The organism is Ruminococcus albus AD2013, assembly GCF_000526775.1.
GTDB lineage: Bacteria > Bacillota > Clostridia > Oscillospirales > Ruminococcaceae > Hominimerdicola > Hominimerdicola alba_A.
The window spans coordinates 178,517-197,547 of record NZ_JAGS01000005.1 but is presented as its reverse complement, the minus strand read 5'-3'; the positions used below and the strand labels follow the sequence as shown (position 1 = coordinate 197,547).

14 protein-coding genes and 1 riboswitch are annotated in these 19,031 nt (G+C 37.0%); of the genes, 3 read left to right on the top strand and 11 right to left on the bottom strand.

Going from position 1 to position 19,031, the window contains the following annotated elements; genetic code table 11:
- Positions 1 to 41 precede the first annotated feature (41 nt).
- Positions 42 to 716, bottom strand: a complete 675-nt coding sequence (tnpC, locus tag N773_RS0118335) for an IS66 family transposase (protein ID WP_024859096.1) — start codon at positions 714 to 716, stop codon at positions 42 to 44.
- A gap of 117 nt (positions 717 to 833) precedes the next feature.
- Here tnpC and N773_RS0118330 point away from each other — a divergent pair, with 117 nt between their 5' ends.
- Positions 834 to 1,097 (top strand): hypothetical protein, encoded by a 264-nt coding sequence (locus tag N773_RS0118330; RefSeq protein WP_242840458.1) that lies wholly within the window; start codon positions 834 to 836, stop codon positions 1,095 to 1,097.
- Positions 1,098 to 1,318: 221 nt separating this feature from the next.
- Entirely contained in the window at positions 1,319 to 2,938 is a 1,620-nt protein-coding gene (locus N773_RS21600) for a BspA family leucine-rich repeat surface protein (RefSeq protein ID WP_024859094.1), read from the top strand.
- A 105-nt stretch (positions 2,939 to 3,043) separates the two neighbouring features.
- On the opposite strand, the gene N773_RS0118320 is transcribed toward N773_RS21600, so the two are convergent.
- A complete protein-coding gene (locus N773_RS0118320; protein WP_024859093.1) occupies positions 3,044 to 8,260 on the bottom strand; it encodes a S8 family serine peptidase in 5,217 nt (1,738 codons plus the stop codon).
- Positions 8,261 to 8,354: 94 nt separating this feature from the next.
- Positions 8,355 to 8,436, bottom strand: a riboswitch (cyclic di-GMP riboswitch).
- A 412-nt stretch (positions 8,437 to 8,848) separates the two neighbouring features.
- Here N773_RS0118320 and N773_RS0118315 point away from each other — a divergent pair.
- On the top strand, positions 8,849 to 11,593 hold the full coding sequence (locus N773_RS0118315; RefSeq protein ID WP_024859092.1) for a DUF4116 domain-containing protein: 2,745 nt from the start codon (positions 8,849 to 8,851) through the stop codon (positions 11,591 to 11,593).
- Between the two features lie 64 nt (positions 11,594 to 11,657).
- On the opposite strand, the gene N773_RS0118310 is transcribed toward N773_RS0118315, so the two are convergent.
- The 9 genes from N773_RS0118310 to N773_RS0118270 form a co-directional block, all read right to left on the bottom strand.
- A complete protein-coding gene (locus tag N773_RS0118310) occupies positions 11,658 to 12,323 on the bottom strand; it encodes an SOS response-associated peptidase (protein WP_024859091.1) in 666 nt (221 codons plus the stop codon).
- Between the two features lie 11 nt (positions 12,324 to 12,334).
- Positions 12,335 to 12,742: a hypothetical protein gene (locus N773_RS0118305; protein ID WP_024859090.1), complete on the bottom strand. Its 408-nt coding sequence runs from the start codon at positions 12,740 to 12,742 to the stop codon at positions 12,335 to 12,337.
- 32 nt (positions 12,743 to 12,774) lie between these two features.
- On the bottom strand, positions 12,775 to 13,437 hold the full coding sequence (locus tag N773_RS0118300) for an ankyrin repeat domain-containing protein (RefSeq protein WP_024859089.1): 663 nt from the start codon (positions 13,435 to 13,437) through the stop codon (positions 12,775 to 12,777).
- Between the two features lie 14 nt (positions 13,438 to 13,451).
- Complete coding sequence (locus tag N773_RS0118295) at positions 13,452 to 14,945, bottom strand: DNA methylase (RefSeq protein WP_024859088.1); 1,494 nt, start codon at positions 14,943 to 14,945, stop codon at positions 13,452 to 13,454.
- Positions 14,946 to 15,045: 100 nt separating this feature from the next.
- Positions 15,046 to 15,408, bottom strand: coding sequence for a hypothetical protein (locus tag N773_RS0118290; protein WP_024859087.1), 363 nt, complete (start codon positions 15,406 to 15,408; stop codon positions 15,046 to 15,048).
- A gap of 69 nt (positions 15,409 to 15,477) precedes the next feature.
- On the bottom strand, positions 15,478 to 16,164 hold the full coding sequence (locus N773_RS0118285) for an SOS response-associated peptidase family protein (protein WP_024859086.1): 687 nt from the start codon (positions 16,162 to 16,164) through the stop codon (positions 15,478 to 15,480).
- 47 nt (positions 16,165 to 16,211) lie between these two features.
- Positions 16,212 to 17,003 (bottom strand): flavodoxin family protein, encoded by a 792-nt coding sequence (locus N773_RS0118280; protein ID WP_024859085.1) that lies wholly within the window; start codon positions 17,001 to 17,003, stop codon positions 16,212 to 16,214.
- A 155-nt stretch (positions 17,004 to 17,158) separates the two neighbouring features.
- The gene (locus N773_RS21595) at positions 17,159 to 17,926 is read right to left on the bottom strand and encodes a DUF6465 family protein (protein WP_024859084.1); all 768 of its coding nucleotides are present in this window, start codon (positions 17,924 to 17,926) and stop codon (positions 17,159 to 17,161) included.
- A 145-nt stretch (positions 17,927 to 18,071) separates the two neighbouring features.
- A complete protein-coding gene (locus N773_RS0118270; protein WP_024859083.1) occupies positions 18,072 to 19,028 on the bottom strand; it encodes a hypothetical protein in 957 nt (318 codons plus the stop codon).
- Positions 19,029 to 19,031 lie beyond the last annotated feature (3 nt).

Below are 19,031 nucleotides of genomic sequence, written 5' to 3'. Positions count from 1 at the left end.
TATCAAAGAGACAGGCTCACCTCGGTGAGCCTGTCTGAATATCATATAGTGGATGGAAGGAGAATTGTTCCTGCCGGATGTGAGAACAGCTCTGTCAGATACTTCTCTGTATTCAGCCCGTTAGCCTGAGCCGTGGCAACAATGGAATACAGCGCTGCACTCGCTTTTGCACCGCTCGCCGTATTGCTGTGCATCCAGTTCTTCCTGCCCACAGCAAAGGGCCTTATGGCATTTTCGGCACGGTTATTGTCTATGGGAACATTCCCGTTCTCCAGAAAAGTGTATAGATACGGCTTTTCATTCAGTGCATAAGCAACTGACTTGGCAAGAGCACTCTTTCCGCTGACATGAAGCGTTTCAAGCCACGCAAAGAAAGCATCGAGCAAAGGCTTTACCTTCGCCAGACGCTGCTCATATCTTTCCTCAGCCGTCATGTCTGACATCAGGTTTTCTTCATGGTATATCCGCTCAAAGTATCTGACCGCTTCTGCTGCAACCGACGTTTCCTGTGCGGACTTATCCTTCGGCAGTGCATTGACGAAATAACGGCGAACATGAGTCATGCAACCGCAGTGCTTTACACCGGTAACCACATGATATCCGCTGTATCCGTCACGCACCAGATATCCGTCAAAGCCCTTCAGGAAGGCCTGTTCATTTTCGCCTTCCCGGGTGGGCTTGTAGTCGAAAATATGGAATTCGTTCCTGTTAATCAACTGAGTATTGACGGAATTGAAAAAGGTGTATTCAAGGGTTACGAGGTGAAGTCTTGTAAATCTGACTTTAAATCAGGCTTTGGACAGAATTACTTTTGTGAATACAATTATTTAGTGATGACCATGCAGACATACAAAGAACTTTTGCATGAAGAATTAAATGATCTTCCTCACGAAGTCGGAGTTTTGGTTTCTATACCAAAAGATGCTACCAAGCCTAATAAAGAAGCTGTGCTTGATGAATTTGATGAACCCACTCCCCTTCCGAAAGATTATAATATAGATAATTGGCGGCTCGTTTCGGTCAGAAACGCTATACAGACATACAGAAAGAAGCCTATGCTTGAGCTTATGTTCTGTCTTCTTAGGAACAGATGCTAAAAAAGAAGATGATATAACATCATCACGCCCCTACCCTACAACGAATTTTCACACATACTTTAAATTAATTAGAGAACAGAAAGACTACTATTCACAATAATAATTGACATTTTACTGGAAAATAGCAAGATAACTGTTGACAAATTCAATTGATGATATTATAATTTATATGTTAAATATATTAATGTATTTAACCCGATTTAATTTAGGAGGGCATATTTATGAAGATGAAAAAAGTATTAGCAGTATTGATGTCACTATGCATGACTGCTGGTGTTGTCAGCTACGGTGCGCCTGTTATAACACAAAGTATAACCGCGCAGGCAGCTGAAATCATCGAAGGTCGTTGCTATTCCTTCGACACAGAAACAGGTAAGCTTACGCTTTTTGGTTTAATAGACGATACGGAGTTAAACGATCTTAAATTTAGTTACAGACGTAAAGTAAAATCCATTACAGCCTATGAAGGTACGATATTACCTGAAGACTGTAGCGCTTTTTTTACAGGCTTTTATTATTGTACTTCAATTGACCTAAAAAATGTAAACACAAGCAATGTTAAAACTATGCAATGTATGTTTGGTAATCTTCCTGAACTGACCACACTCGAAATAAGTGGATTTGATACAAGCAAAGTTACAGATATGGACAGTATGTTCAGTGATTGCTCAAGCTTGACTACTCTTGATGTTAGCAGTTTTGATACAAGTAAAGTTACAGATATGGATGGTATGTTCGATGGTTGTTCAGGCTTAACAACTCTTGATGTGAGCAAATTCGACACAAGCAACGTAACATCTATGTTCTATATGTTCAAAGATTGTAGCAACCTGACAAATCTTGACCTGAGCAGCTTTGATACAAGCAATGTTACAATTACAAATGGTATGTTCTACGGCTGTAACAGCCTAACTACAATTGATCTTAGTAGTTTTGATACAAGCAAAGTTACAGATATGGGTATTATGTTCGACGGTTGTTCAAGCTTGCACTCACTGGATATAAGCAGTTTTGATACAAGCAACGTTACAAATATGAGAGGAATGTTCAGAGATTGTACCAAACTGACTACTCTCGATCTGAGCAACTTTGATACATGCAAAGTTATAGATATGACCTGTATGTTCGAAGGTTGTTCTGGTCTGATCTCGATTGATGTAAGCAGTTTTGATACAAGCAATGTCACAACTATGTTTTCTATGTTCTATGATTGTCGCAATCTTACAACTCTTGACCTAAGCAGCTTTGTCACAAGCAACGTTTCAAGTTATTATTTGATGTTCTCGAACTGTTCAGCTCTGACAACTTTGGATCTGAGTAATTTTGATACAAGAAATGAGAGTTTTTTAGGCAACTTATTTAATAAATGTTACAGTTTGAAATCTATTACAATCGGTGAAAATTTCACAAACATAGCCCAAAATGGTCTTCTTACAAATGGTAAAGGCTGGGTAAACGCAAAAGACACTTCAACTGTTGTCAGCGGTGACGGTGAATATGCTGTAATCGAAAACGTAGGAAAGAACACCTACAAGCGCTTACCTATCGAAGAAGAAACAAAGATCACATATCCCACCAACATCAAGGTAGAATACAGCGAACAGTATCACCAGGTAAGATTCACATGGGACAAAGTCGAAGGTGCTGACAGGTACGGAATTGCTGTTTATCTAGCAGGCAAGTGGAGAGTTCAGACACAGAATATAACCGGCACAGTTTACACTTCGCCCAAGAATCTCACCCCGGGCAAAACCTATAAAGTCGCTATCGCTGCAAGAGTGAACGGCAAGTGGGGTACTGAAAATGCTATCAAAAATGCTGTTACTATTATCATAAAGTGATGAGCATAAAAGTAAAATATACCTCAAACTAAAAATCAGCCCCTGCTGGATTTTGATTCCAAGCAGGGGCTTTATTTCGGTTAAAGAAATTTAACATCTATTTTTCTACATGGTCTGCATTGTAATATTAGAGAAAGTAAAGTACGATCGTTGCTCACAACCATGAGATAGATGGCTTGTTATGGGGCCAAAACCGTTTCCGTGTCTTTGGTTTAATTTATAATTGTCAATTACAAGTTTCTCACCATCGTACAATGAAACACTATTTTCAGAAACATCTATCCTTATATGATGCTTTTCAAATCTGTTATCAAAACTAAATGTTTCTAATAATTTGCCTGTATATTCAGTGTTTCTGAAAGTGTCAAGTGCTATATCATTGATTTCAAACAATTCAAGTCCATATTGTGTGATAAGGATATAGTAACCGCTTATGGTATTCTTCTCTTCATTTATAGACGTGTTAAACAGGAAACCACCGCCATACATACTATGCCAATCATATTCACTATCGTATTGGCTTGTCTGATCTCTCTGAAAATCAAGTTCAAATGCTTTCCTAGTTGAATTCTTGTCATCAACAAAGAGAAAGTCCTTGAATCCGGCTTCTAGATATCCATCCATCTTGATATTATCACCATCAATTATGATGTGTTTATCATATCCTGAAGAAGTATCATAATTTGGATGATCGTATTCTTTCCATGCCCATTCAGAATTGCTGTTAAGTGTTTTTATTGGATCTTTACCGGGTATCTGCGCTACTGTTCCACTGAATTTTTTATTAAAAACAATCCATTCAGCATATGTAACCTGATTTCTATATACATCTACGTTATAGATTGATTGTGAACCATAATCATCATCAGATGCTGTCACTTTATAAGTTCCATCAGGTATAATGATTTCAAAATGCCCATCTGAATCCGTAGTAGTTTGAGCCGCATCAATTGGTCGCCAGAATCCTGTGCCATCAGTGTCTTCAAAGACCTGTATCTTAATATTAGGAATACCGGACCAGTCGCTATTATGTTCACTTGTTCCACTTGGATTATTATATACCCAGCCTTCAATGATACCATTGGATTTACCATTATCAAATTCAATAACACCATTACTTGAATTAATCGCAACCCTAACAGCTTCTTCGCAATCACATATCCACTTTATGTAATGATTAGGACTTGTATATGCTTCAAGTATATGACCATTTTCATCTTTTAAAGCTGAATTACATACTATAGTTTTTACTTGTTTTCCAGTGAGACTATTATTCATTGACCACACATTAGCGGCAACGCCAGCAATATGTGGACTTGCCATAGAAGTTCCGTCAATTTCATTATATTGGTTTGTTATTATGTTTCCGTTTCTGTCATATTCTGACCATGTAGACCAAATATCACGTCCCGGTGCAAATATATCCACACGTTCTCCTGCATCTGAGAAATCTGATATTCGGTTATTATTATCTATCGATCCAACAACAATAATCCTTGCTTTGATTTCGGGGTCAGTTATTCCGGCAAATACGGAAGAATATTCACTTTCTAAATGATCTACATTATTTCTTAACGTTTGATTATTATTTGAGTCATTACCAGCTGCACAAACAATAACAAAATCATATCCGCATTTTAACAATCTGTTTAAAAAATCTGTAGTTATAGCAATAGATTTATCACGACTTTCAATTTGAGGACAGAGAGAACCATCGTTCTTATATCGTTTGATTGCATGCCATCCGTAACTATAATTAATCACTTTGACATTTCGTACAATAAGTTCTGATAATGCGACTTTATACTGCATCGAAGATGCCTTATCGTTTACCTTTGTAGGTGAATTATCAGATGAAAAATTACCCTCTGCCCCATGAATTGAAACACCATACAGCCTATCGTTACCATATGGATAAACTCCGATTATTCCATTTTCGTTTTGACCATTAGCAGCCATAGTACCAGCAACATGAGAACCGTGATAAGTATAATAAAATGTCTTATCATATTGTATACCATCTTTTGTTACAGTTTGATTTCTCCATTCAGAAAACAATTGTGTACCATTTTTACCATTCTGATAGAAAATACCATTTTCAGCGAAATCCAAATCGTTATGTTTTTCATTAAAACCGCCATCAATCAAGCCAACCTTAACGGGAACTGGGTTATTTTCTTCCATTATTCTCCATGCAGCAGGAGCTTTAATTCTATTAATGCCCCACCATTCAGCATTATTTTGGTTTAGTTCTGTTCCTCCATGCGGATCTGAATTCCAACGATTACCCACATTATAATTTTCTGTTTCGACTTCAGAAATATAGTTCAATTCAACCTCAACTAACAAATCATTATTTCTAAGCTCAACAACAACAACGTTTGGATCTCCGCTGTTCAGCTTCCACTGATAATCACCAGTCTTTTCGATGTAACCAACAATCTCAGCATCATATTGCTTGGCAAGATTTTCAATCTGATTCTTTGTCACACCATCAGCGGCAACTACAAGGATCTCATTATCGGCATACATCGATACTCCATCATTTGCTGTCGCTATATGATCAGAATCAACAGGTGAAAAGAATATTTCACCAATATCTTCTTCATCTGAAAAAGGTATCTCAGAAAGATCTAACAGCTTTTTACCTTTAATATGTGCAGCGATTTTGGTTATGTCGGTAACATTGATCTTTCCATCATTATTAACATCGGCAATTATTTTAGCATTATCATCAAGAAGCTTTTTACCTTTGATATGTGCTGCAATCTTAGTTATATCAGTAACGTTGAGCTTTTTGTCTGAATTGACATCTCCTCTGATATAGGTTTTGGGATTGCTTACCTCTTTATCTAGTGCTATAAATTTAAAATCGTTCTTGTTGGCATAGTTTTCTGCTTCAGTTCCTTTATAACCATATATTGTGAAATCTTCAATTTTCTTGTAATACTTTTTGGAAGATCTCCAGTCAAAACTTTCGTCATCTATATGGGTTTCCATGTCCTCCTGCAGCTTTTCTATATCTGTACAATAACCAAAAGCATAATCACCGATATGAGCTACTGAAGAGGGAATTCTAACAGAAGTTAATGCACCATATCCAAAGAATGCTTTATCTCCGATATACTTTAATCCATCATTTAACTTAAGATCATTAAGCGTGGTATTGTTCATTAATGTCCCATCATAGACCATAAAAGCTGAATTCTCGATACAGAGCAAGTTATTAGATAATTGGAGTTCATCCAGTCCCCATGTAGCCATACTTGATGGTCCACAATATGTAACATAATCTGGTATTGTTATTTTTCTGCCTGAATTTTCATTGTTAGGATCAATGAGTCCATAATTACCATCGTTTGCCCATGGCACATCAAAATTATTACCTATTGCAGACACTTTATAACCATCAATTGTTTCATAGATCGTATTATAATAACCGTAATTCTTTAGTAGCATTGCTTCTCCATTAGGTAATACAATGTAGGCTACTCTATCTGGAAATTCGTGATTCGGATAATTAACATCATCGCAATACAAAACATTGACTTTCTTTCCGTTTGGGGCATACCAAGCATCGATGTCAGGATCATAATTACAGGTTAATGGCATTTTATTTCCTTTGTCATCTATTACGTACCATCTACCATACTCTTCATCATAAAGGATATCACCGGATATATTACTACCAAGAACATCTGTATAGTTATCTTTGTAAGAATAGTCACATCGTGTACATGAATGGAGAGTATAGCCTCTTTCAGTATAGGTGGGTTCGACTACTTTTGTAGTTAAGTCATGACCGAGCTTTGGGATTTCTTCGGTATAACTGTCACCGCATTTGCATTTATATTTTCTTATTCCCGCTTCTGTACAAGTAGGCTCTTTTTTTATTATTGGCGAATATTTGTGGTTATCCGGCTCTCCGTTATCATGTAATTCTGTTCTTAATAACACTTTAAAACCGCCTGCACCATCATCGTCGTCCTCTGTATTTATCCCGTCAATAAAGTTATTAGGTGTAGAGTCATAATCATAGCCTAAGTATGGAACAGCGAAATTATTATCTGAATATACTGAATAACTTCCTATTTCACTATACACTTTTATTCCGAGGTCTTGTCCTAATATATCTTCCAATGCTGATTTAACTCTATACTTTACATAAATGTTTTTAAATTGCCCAACCGAAAGTTGAGTACGATATCCAAGACAAATGGGATCATCAAAAACCACTTTTTTACATATATAACCATTTAAAAGTTCAATTAGAGGATTATTGATATTATCACTATGATATTCTATTTTATCACCTATATTTTCAGATGAATCCTCTGATGCGAAATATAATCCTTCTAATTCTAAATTATTAGGATAGAATAAATTCAATGAATTAATTTTACTATATAAAGAACTACTATAATTTCCACAACGAATTCGATAAATGACATTAATTTCGGATGAATTATCATTTGTTAATTTTATTACTTCACGTTTAGTAATAGGATCTCTATAGTCATTATCAAAATCTACGCTATATGGTAAACTTTCATCATCTCCATTACTTAATTTTTGATTATAGTTAAAAACATACTTATCTCCATCATCTATTAATTCAACAGCATATATAACATTATAAAGCGATAAGTTAGGCCTTGCACGGTCATATAGACCTATATTCAAATAATCAATGTTATTTACGTTAGTTTTTTCATTATTACTTAACTGCTTGTAATAATTGGAAATGAAATCACCAGATATTGATGCAGATATAGTATAATTATCATCCGACAGTTTACCAGATGTAATATTCAAACCCATTCTATTGATTACGTTTCTTCTATTAATATCTTCATCAGCTTTTGATGTGCTATTAAATGATGCTGAATTGAAATCATAATTTGTTGGTGATGTAGTGTAGTTAAGACCATTATATTCCAATTCAATAGAATAGTTAGCTAAGTTTGATGCAGAAACGTTTTCAAATTTATAGTATCCATTTTCATCGGTATATGTATTTATTACAGAATTTGTTTTTTTATTGACCAATTTGACTTTTGCATTACTAAAGCCCTCATCACTATAATTGCTATTTCCTTCTAAGAATCCATACTTATCATCTTTGGCGGACTCATTTTTCATAAGATAATATATATCATGCCAGCAATAACCAGACAATGTTATATTATCTATGGATGCCGCGCTTGCCTGAATAGCATTATCCTTTTCAAGTATTTTATTTGGCAATGCGCCACTAGTACTAAAAACTAATGCAAACGAAGTTACAGCACTCAATACTTTCAAAGCTAGTTTGTTCTTCATAAAACCACCCTTTCTCAATTATATTTCACAAAACAAAAAAGCAATGCGAAAAACGCATTGCCCATAACCTACTTATCTACAAGAACGTTAAGTTCTCGGCAACCGGCTGTCATACCCATCGGCTTAGACCCTTGGCTTTGCGTCACTACTTTTCAGTAGTTTTGCCTTTATACTATTTAATTTATTATACCTTTTTATAGTGGATTTGTCAACATTTTAATTATCGTCAATAATATTAGCCGATAATTTCTACTATTTGCACAACAAAACAGCAATCAATTTATCTAAACGATCAAGGTATACTCTTATTTATATGTAATCAACATACAATAAAAAACGCTTATCCTTTGCCATAAAATCTGATAGGCTTTTGGTGTTTTAGATAATATTATAACTTTAGTTCTGTTAAGGATTAATATTGAAAAAAAGTGGAAAATCGATTATAATCAAAGTATAATATAAAAACATAAGCAACACTTATAAGTGTATTAAGATGTCGGGATTGTAAATTTTTGATTTTGGGCAGCTGCATATTGTCTTAATCAGTATTATGGACAAATGTAATCTGAAATAAAGGTGGTAATGATATTGAACGATAATGAATTGAAATTAACAAATAACTTAACTATAACAGATATCAGCAAAAGTATTGATATTCCAGTCGGATTCAAATCAACTGGTGCAATGCAACTACTTAAAAATACATATAAAAAAGAGCAATCATCACAGATGGTCGAAGCGGCAATTAGTGAAAATCCATTTTCGTTGCAGTATGCCTCTAAAAGACTTAAAACATACGAAATCTGTTTAAAAGCTGTAAAATCAGAAGGAATGGCTTTGCAGTATGTCCCTAAAGAACTTAAAGACCGAAACCTTTGTCTTGCTGCTGTTGCGAGTGATGGATTGGCAATTGAATTTGTTCCAGTTGATTATATAGACAAAGAACTTGCTTTACAGGCAGTTAGTTCTGAACCAATAGGCTCGGCTGCAAGATTTTTCTTTCCTTATGTTTCTCCTGAAATGGAAAGAAACATAAGAAAAAAAGAAAAAGGAGTCTATCCAATAAAGTTTATTCCGGACAATATTATAGATAAAGATATTGTATATGCATCAGTAAATGCTCAACCACTTAGTTTAAAAAATATTCCAAAGCAGTATCGAACAAAGGAAATCTGTGATGTTGCAATATCAAAGAACGGAATCGCAATAAAATATGTGCCTGAAAACTATATTGATACGGTTATTGTGGACAAAGCACTTGATAATACATTCATGGCTTTTGACTATATACCAGATAAATTTAAGAATAAAAAAAGATGCATTAATGCATTCAACAGTGACATCAAAATGTTTAAGGATATTCCTCATAGGTATTTGACTATAGATATGTGTAAAGAGGTAATAGACTATATAGCAAATTTTAGAATTAAAAACGGTTATTTAGATGAGAAATTGCTAATAACAAAACTATTAAAAAACATTCCTCAGAAAATCATATCGGATAAAGCATTTATCAATTATATGTTAGCCGTGATAAATGAGGATGTTCTTAAGCAAATTATCGAAGTAAATGAGCAGAAAAATATCTTGGAACAATTTCTACCCAGTGCAACAGTTGATTATATTCAAAAAAAGCGAAAAGTTGTATACAATACAATTATAAAACTTGATGCTTCAGAATGTGATCTACCTGATTCAATTTATGAAGTAGAGCCTGTCTCATCATCAATTCCTCAAATATATGATTTTTCAGATGATAGAAATAATCAAAGAACAATATACTATATATCAGATCTCCATCTTGAACATCAATTTCATAATACATTTCCAGATGAAAAAGACGTAAAACTATCAAAGCTATATGAATATGTTGAGCAAAAAGTTGACGAAATGATCGATGGAATCAAACCTGCGGTTGACAGTTTTCTACTTATCGGTGGTGATGTTGCACATTCCTTTCCTGTTTTGTATCATTTTTACGAGTATCTTTCGGAAAAATGGGATGCGTACGAAATAGTGTCTGTTTTAGGGAATCACGAGCTTTGGTATGGTCATTATAATCCTGATGAAGTTCTTGTACCTCCATCTGTTGACTATATCTCTGCACAATATAATAGAACTATATTTGATAAATTTGGGATAAAAATGCTCCAAAATTCAATTTTTACTTTTCCGGGAGGATTAATAGACGAAAATACAATATTAAAAATGTCTGAAGAAGAAATCAAGCATAAATTAGGAACGGGTTTTATAATCCTTGGGGGAACTGGCTTTTCCGGATTATGCCCATTATATAATGCAAATAATGGACTGTACAGACATACTCTGCAAACTGTTGAAAAAGACATGATTCAAACCGAAAGATTTGCAACTGTCTACAATAAACTAAGCAGATGTGTAGGCGACAGGCGGATCATAGTATTGACTCACTGCCCTTATGATAATTGGACTGATCAACCACTAAACGAAAACTGGATTTACGTTAGTGGTCATACTCATAGAAACGGTATAATTAGACAATCGAATGGTGCTTTTGTGCTTCATGATAATCAGATTGGTTATTCTCCAAAAGAATTCAAATTAAAAGCATTTACTACTGCTAAATGGTATGGATATGATCCATTTTTGCATTATCTGGACGGCATATATAAGATATCAAGAGATAGTTATCTGTATTTTAACCTAACAAAAGGAATATATATTTCCAGTTTCAAGTCAAGTGACGATATCCTTATGTTAAAAAAGAACAAATTGTATATGTTCCTACTCAGAGATAATTTTGATAGAATATCCCTCTTGGAAGGAGGTAAAATTCGCCCATTGTCGCATAATGATCCAAGGTATTATTATATTCACATAGATGAATACTATCAAAAAATGAAGCAATTTCTTAAACCTATACATGATAATTTAAGTGCTATATCTGAAGAAGTCCAAAGGTTCGGAGGAAGTGGCTACATTCACGGAAGCATAGTTGATATTACGCCTTTTACACATTTATACTTGAATATTGAAGATAGTTCAATCATTCCTTATTTTGCTAAAAATATAGTCGATAAGTATCCTTATTCAAATGTTTCAACTCTTCTTTACGATAAAGCTCCTACACTCTTACCAGATTTCAATGAGCTTCAAAAATCTGGAAAACTTCAAATACTAAATAAAGTAAATTGTAATTTTCAATATTTTCCGGATACCAGTGTATATAATCCTTCAAACAAGTTAAGAGCCATCCAGTATATGTTTGACAATAATGTAATTCGCACTTGGTATGATGATCTCATTAAAAGTGAAGCGTTAACTTCTGATAGTTTGGATTATATAGACATATAAATTGATACATACAACTATAAGAATAGGGCGATTAACTCCATCGCCCTATTGCTGTTATCTCATATTACGACTCAGGATAATCCCTCGCTTTTTCCATTACCATCTTCGTCAAAGCCGTTTTTGCTATCTTATCAGGATCACCGTTAGGATGTATCCACTCACTTAGACTGTCTTTTCCAAGAATAAGCGGCATTCTGTCATGGATAGAGCTGACAGGTTCGACTGATTCTCTTGTTATCACCGCAAACATCGGCACCTGAACACCTCTATGCTCCTCAAAACGGTACAGTCCTGCAAGGTATGTGATTTCAGCCCCTTCCGGCTGTATCACATACTTTTCCTTTTTTATCTTATAGTATTCATTTCTATGATATAAGTCACCCTCTGATGGCGGTACGCCCCATTCATAATACCAGGATGCAGGGATAACGCATCTTCTCCTGAACCATGAATCCTTCCACAAGGGTTTTATGTCAGCGGATTCAATACGACAGTTTATGATGGGTCTAGATGCAGCTTCATGTGTAAATCCCCAAATCATAGGAAATACAGCTATTTTGCATCGTTTATCCGGTGCAAGCACAGCTGCCATATCAGTTGGACGAATATTTCCTGCCATGAATTTTGGCTTTGACATAGCATTTCCGATCTTGTCGGCAAGAGGTAATTTCTGCGCTTTATCTATGAAGTTCGACAAAGGCTTATAATCAGCATAAAACCAAGTACACATACTGGTCAGCACTACCCTTTGAACTCTATCTTGAATATATCCTGAATGTTTATCCTGAACCTGTCTTTGAAGACAAGCTCCTGAGAATAGCTGTCAAATATCCTCACTACACCGACCTTTTCCACATACTTACCGCCTGACTTCTTCTCATCGGGTACGAAGTAGGTAACGCTGATCTCCGGTTGTTCGTCCAAGCTGTCAAGCAGCCGGTTAAGATTATCGTTTAGCTCAGACATTTCGTCCTCTGTCATTACGGTTCTGCTGTCGGTCAGCCTTGCTGTCTCGGCTACTGCATCATCGTAACCAACGAGAGCTGCAAAAGGGCTGAACTGTGCTGCCCTGTCGCTCATGGACATAGGGTGCAGATCATCATACTGCGGACGAGTGAGGTGTTTTATATCGTCGTAATTATCGGGCATAGCGTGTTCACCTCTTTGATAAATAAACAGAATTAGCCAAATACCTCTTTTAGTATTATTGAAAGAGAGCCTTCTGTATAAAATTCAAGTGGGCATTTGCCAAAATTAGGCGCAGCATAAAGCTGATCAGCTCCGGCTTCTTTCAGTGCTGTAAGTATTCTTCGCAAGTCTTCATGTAGTTCATCGGTGAATAAGCGATCATCACTTTCTACATGGTCAACATAATTAAAACTTGGCAAAACCTGATTGGATTGCAGGCAAAATCTCCATATTCCCGAATTGCCATGAGAATCGATACCGTTAACATCAGCGCCGTTTTTGATCATAAGACAGAGCGTATCAAAAGCATCGTCAGCTCTTTCTTTGGTCGAGAAGAGCTTAAAACCCATATATTTACTATTGGTATTCCATCTGCTGCACATAACAGCCGCTGTGATAGCATCATGTATAACAGGAGTTCTCCACTCATTACAGCATGACTCATCTTCCATGAAATTCAGATCTGCCCCCATATAAATAAGATACTTGGCAATCTCAAAGTTTCCCGTTTTTAATGCTACTTGCAAGGGTGATTGTCCATCGTCTTTTTTGGGCGGTTGTTTCGCCACGCAATTTACTAATTCCGGTTTTTTTGTTATTATTTCTTTGAGCTCATTAAGTTCGTTATTTCTGATAGCTTTGAATAGTTTTTTCATCTTATCCTCCTATCTCAAGCTCGATGTCCACCAACGGTTTTATTGCGTTCCCGTGCCGTAGCACCTTCCGTAAAATTCGTACCTTTAAGAACGGCATTCTTTCCGAATTTGTGTTTGATCGTGAGCATCGCTTCCTGCAATGCTCTTTCTTTTTCAAGCGCCTTCTCATCATCCTCATGATTCTGTATGGTTTCCTCCGTATCGAACAGGGAAAGCTGTTCGTAGCTTTCACTCTCAGGCACATCGCTCTCCTTGATGACGTTGCAGGCAACAAGGCTGATCCGCCTTGCAAGTAGCGTTTTATCGAAAATACGGTCAAAAAGTGCCATTGTCGCTTCGACTATCTTCCTTGTGGACGATGTGTGCTTATCAAGATTCTGCGTACCGTGAGCGTGTTTGGGAACATTTCTGCCGTAACGGTCGGAAACCACTTCGCCCTGATAGTGACCGTCCGCAAGGCTCTCACGGTCATAGCCGACGGTCAGCACGATCTGATCAGTCACAAGCCCCTTATCCACCAGATCAAGCGACAGCATATCCGCCATTTCCCACACGATCAGCCGAGTACGCTCATAGTCGCAAGGCTCTTGCATGACTTGTCCTGATGTTATACTCTGATTTTCCGGACGGTAAGCCTTTACATCTGCTATGGTAGTTGGTTCAATGCCCCAAGCATGATCTATCAACAGCTCCGCATTCTTGCCGAAGAGCTTATACAGCTTGCCGATATGATAGCGGTCAAGCGACCATCTTGCAATATCCCCCATAGTGTAGATATGGAGTGTTTCAAGGCGTTTTGCTATGCCTGCACCTACTCTCCAGAAGTCTGTTATCGGTGTGTGCGACCACCATTTATCCTTATAGGTCTGTTCATCTAGCTCTGCGATACGCACTCCGTCCTTATCCGCCCGAATATGCTTCGCCACAATATCCATAGCGACCTTGCACAGAAACATATTCGGGCCGACTCCTGCAGTAGCAGTAATACCTGTTGTATCGAGAACGTCCTGTATCAGCATACGGGCAAAACCGTGACCGTCAGTGTTGTAGATGCTAAGATATCCTGTGGCATCAATGAAAACTTCGTCCACCGAGTATGCAAAAATATCTTCGGGAGCTACATATTTCAGGTAAATACCGTAGATCTGAGCACTCACTTTCATATAGTGCGCCATTTGCGGGGTTGCTACCACATAATCAACGGCGAGGGAAGGATTCTGCACAAGCTCCGAGTAAATGCAGCTCTTGTCAGTAAGCTGTCTGTTGGGTGCTTTCTTCTGCCTCTGTTCATTGACCTCTTTCACACGCTGTACGACCTCAAACAGCCTTGCTCTGCCCGAAATCCCGTAGCTTTTGAGTGACGGCGAAACGGCAAGGCATATTGTCTTTTCGGTACGGCTCTTATCTGCTACTACAAGATTTGTATTCAGCGGATCGAACCCAAGCTCTACGCATTCTACCGACGCATAAAAGGATTTGAGGTCTATCGCTACATATACCTTGTTCATGTTTCACCGTCCTTCGTTTTATCTATACACCGAAAGCAGAAAGAACATCTTTGACCTTATCGGGCATATACGGAACTCTCTTCTTGTTGATACTAACTTATTAGAGATAGTCTTCTTCATAATTCTGCTTTATATAAGCTGCCGCAGACTTGGCACTCTCAAATCTCACACAAGTTGGAAAACCTTCTTTTTCACGACAGTGCGACCAAGTCAGATGATAGATGCGCAGTTCGCTGAGTTTTGGCGAATAAAACAGCACATCATCATTTGCATCGCACTTTGCAGCCATGATGATCTCATCTGCGGCAAAGGGGTCATCGGGATCAAGTTCGCTTTTGAGTTCATTTACGAACCTGGCTATACTTTCCTTACTAAAGCCAAATGCGCTGCTATCCCACCAGATAAAGTCCTCGCCGTATTCTTTAGACATATCGTCAATAAGTTTTCTTATCGTATCTAACATTACAAGTCCTCCCTGATATATTAATTATCATATCCGTATTTCTGATATGCCTCAATATATTCAATTGAACTATACTTGCATAAACTCCGGTTTCGGCTCAGGATAGTCTATCGCTTTCTCCATGACCATATTCGTCAGAGCCTTTTTCGCTATCCTGCTGGGATCACCATCGGGGCGCACCCAATCACGCAAGCTGTCTTTGCCGAGGATAAGAGGCATCCGGTCATGGATAGAGCTTACAGGTTCAACCGATTCTCTTGTTATCACAGCGAACATCGGTATCTGGACACCTCTATGCTCCTCAAAGCGGTACAGTCCTGCAAGGTATGTGATCTCAGAACCTTCAGGCTGTATCGCAAACTTTTCTTTTTTGATGTTCCGCTGTTCATTTGCGTTATGGTAGCCGACCTCAGATGGCGGTATGCCCCATTCGTAGTACCAAGATGCAGGAATCACGCATCTCCGTCTGAACCATGAGTCTTTCCATACAGACTTCTGGTCCGCTGTTTCGATACGGCAGTTGATAAGCGGTTTTGGAGATGCATCGACAGTGAAGCCCCATATCATAGGAAACACAGCCATATTGCCTTGCTTGTTCGGAGCAAACACCGCTGCCATATCGGTAGGACGGATATTGCCCGACATTTCCGCTGATCTTGCCATAGTGTTCATTATGGTATTGGTCAATGGTAACTGCTGTGCCTTTGTGATGATCGGTGACAGCGTAGATTTTTCAGCATAGAACCATGTACACATGGTGTTCACTCCTTCCTTATTCCTGCGATAAATCAGAATTTGGCAGTCTATTTCCTATATGTGATCACCATTTTCTGTGAAAGTTTCTTTCCAATTTGATATATAAGCCAACCAATGACTCGTTTAAAATGCGTCATTGGTATACCTGGTGCATATCTCATACCATTGTATTTCGGCCAAAAGTTATTATCCTCAGTGGGATATTCTTTTTCACCCTTATTATCGACGCATATGGCTTGAAATAAATTAAACGGTATCAGCACGCCCACTCCCGGAACATGTGCTTTTCCGGATTTCACATCAAGGTAAAATTTCTTCGTGATATCATATGTCCTTCGCAGATCCTTCTCAGTTGGCTTGTAGTCATTCCAGCTCAGTGCAGTTATCGGAAGCTGGTAACACTTATTAAAGCCCCACCCGGGCAAAGTTGCTGCCAAAGCTTTTGTTGTACTCTCAGCAGATACACCTCCGGTTGTACTGATTATAAGGGCCTTCTTTTTGAAATATCTCGGCCTATGCAGCATAAATGCCATATGATCTGTAAAATTTTTCATAATCCCAGGCAAATGCCCCTGAAAACAGGGGATAGAGAAAATAACCGCATCGCATTCTTCTATCATATCTATTATTGGCTGCATCTTATTATGATGCGGACAAGTTTTATGTCCTTTGCGAAAACAGTTACTACATCCAGTGCAGAATGGGATATTTATATCTGATAAATGTACTTCACAAAACTGGACCGTATTATCAATTTTCTGAATATACTTCTTTGCAATCTGAGTTAGCCGCCATGTATTCCCTTTGTGTGGTCCACCATTGAAGATCAGTATTTTCATATACAATTACCTCATTCTTGCACAAATTCCGATTTGGTTTATACGAGCTATTCCTCGCATTACTTACATTACAAATTATACCACAATCAGCTCTGATTTTCAATCTGGTATAAAAAAACGGGAGCAACCCTAAGTCAGTTGTTCCCGTTGTATTATCAAAGATCTACCTTATCAGAGTAATCGCCGTTGATAACGTAATAAACCGCTTTATCTTCCGGCTTGATGTAAAACTCGATAGAATTAACACTGCCCTTGAATTTATTCTTATAATCAGCTTCAACAGCCTTCTTGATCTCTGCAAGATCAAATTCATCGCCAAAGAACTGAATCTTAACTGTCTCTACAGGAGCAGTTGCGTTCTTGACTGTTTTTTCTGTCTTTGCAGTGTTCTTAGTTGTTTTAGTCTTAGTAGTAGTTTTCTTCGCAGCTGCAGTCTTTGAAGCATCTTTTGTTTTAGCTGCCGGCTTTTTAGCAGGAGCTTTCTTTGTCGCAGGCTTCTTTTCTGCCGATTTCTTCTCTTCAGTCTTCTTCTCAGACTTAGGAGCAGATACTTCCTTTACAGCTTCATTAATAACTTCGTTTGTAGCTTCTGTCTTAACTTCGGTCACAGCTTCTATCTTTGTTTCAGCTACGGGTACATTTGTGGTTTTGGTTGTCTTGGTTTTTGAAGTAGTTTTCTTTTCTTTAGCAGACTTTGCAGGAGCCTTTGCCTTAGCTGCCGTTTTCTTTTCGGGAGATTTTTTGGCAGCAGTTTTCTTTGCAGGCTTTTCAGCTGTAGCTTTCTTTGCAGTTTCCTTGACAGCTTCAATTACAGCTTCTGTCTTAGTTTCATTCACCGCTTCTTTCTTAACTTCAGTCGCAACTTCTGCTTTTACTTCAGCTGCGGGTGCTTTTATGTTTTCGGTTTTCTTTTCTTCTGCCATTGCTATTACCTCCAATAAAATAATTTGTGATTACATTATACAATATTACTTTCTTTCTGTCAATCCGTTTTATAATATAAAATTCATTGTTTGGCAGTATTTTCAAGGGAATTTAGAATGTGGGTGTGTCACGCGTGACACAGAGCTACAAATAGTACTGTGCATAGATTTCCCAAATACGCTCTGATAAAAAAATATTATTTTCACTTAATTGATATAATACACATGCCTCTTCAAATGAAAGCTGTTGAATAGAATGAAATTGTGTTATAGAATCCAAATAACATGAATAACAATCGCTATTTTCACTATCTTTTATAATCTTTTTAACCATTTTATGCTCTGCCTCTCGGTTGTTAAACAGGTATTTAACTAAAAGTTTTAACCCATCTCGTTCATTACAATCATCGTCAGAAAACCTATTCTCGAATACACTATCTATTGCACTTATAATTTCATTACGTATCTTTTTTTTCATACCATATTTATAAACCAATGCATACAATATGTATACCGATTCACTGTAATTCTTAATGACATAATCATTAGGTGATTGAAACAATATAAACTCTTTATCTTTTTCTGGGGAGGCACGGCTCTTTAGCCCCATCCCAGTAAATAATTTCAAATAGTCATTCAATAACTCATTATTTGAAATATCAATTGCAAAATCATATACTGCTATTGGAGTTGTTTCTTGGTTTTTATCACTCTCATTTTTTGGCTTTTTATGTTTGTTATTGTACTCGCAAATTATATCTTGAAGCCCATATAATTCTAAATGATTCAATTCTCCTGTCTTTACATTTTTATACTCAACATATTCTGTGTTAGGAATATCATAATCATCATAAAAACAAATTTCATTATTAATATGAATTTCCTTGTCAGATAATTTATTATACTTGAGTAAACATACCCCCAAAGATCTTGAATAACTTAAAACTCTTCTGTCATTCGCACCATTAACTTCCTTTCTTATTTCATTTGCAATAAAAATATCGAGTTCATTCTTATTAATTATAGGTAAATCCTCATCCACTAATCGATAAATTCTATGTACTCCATCTGAACTATCATTGTCTTCTATCCTAAAAATCATTTA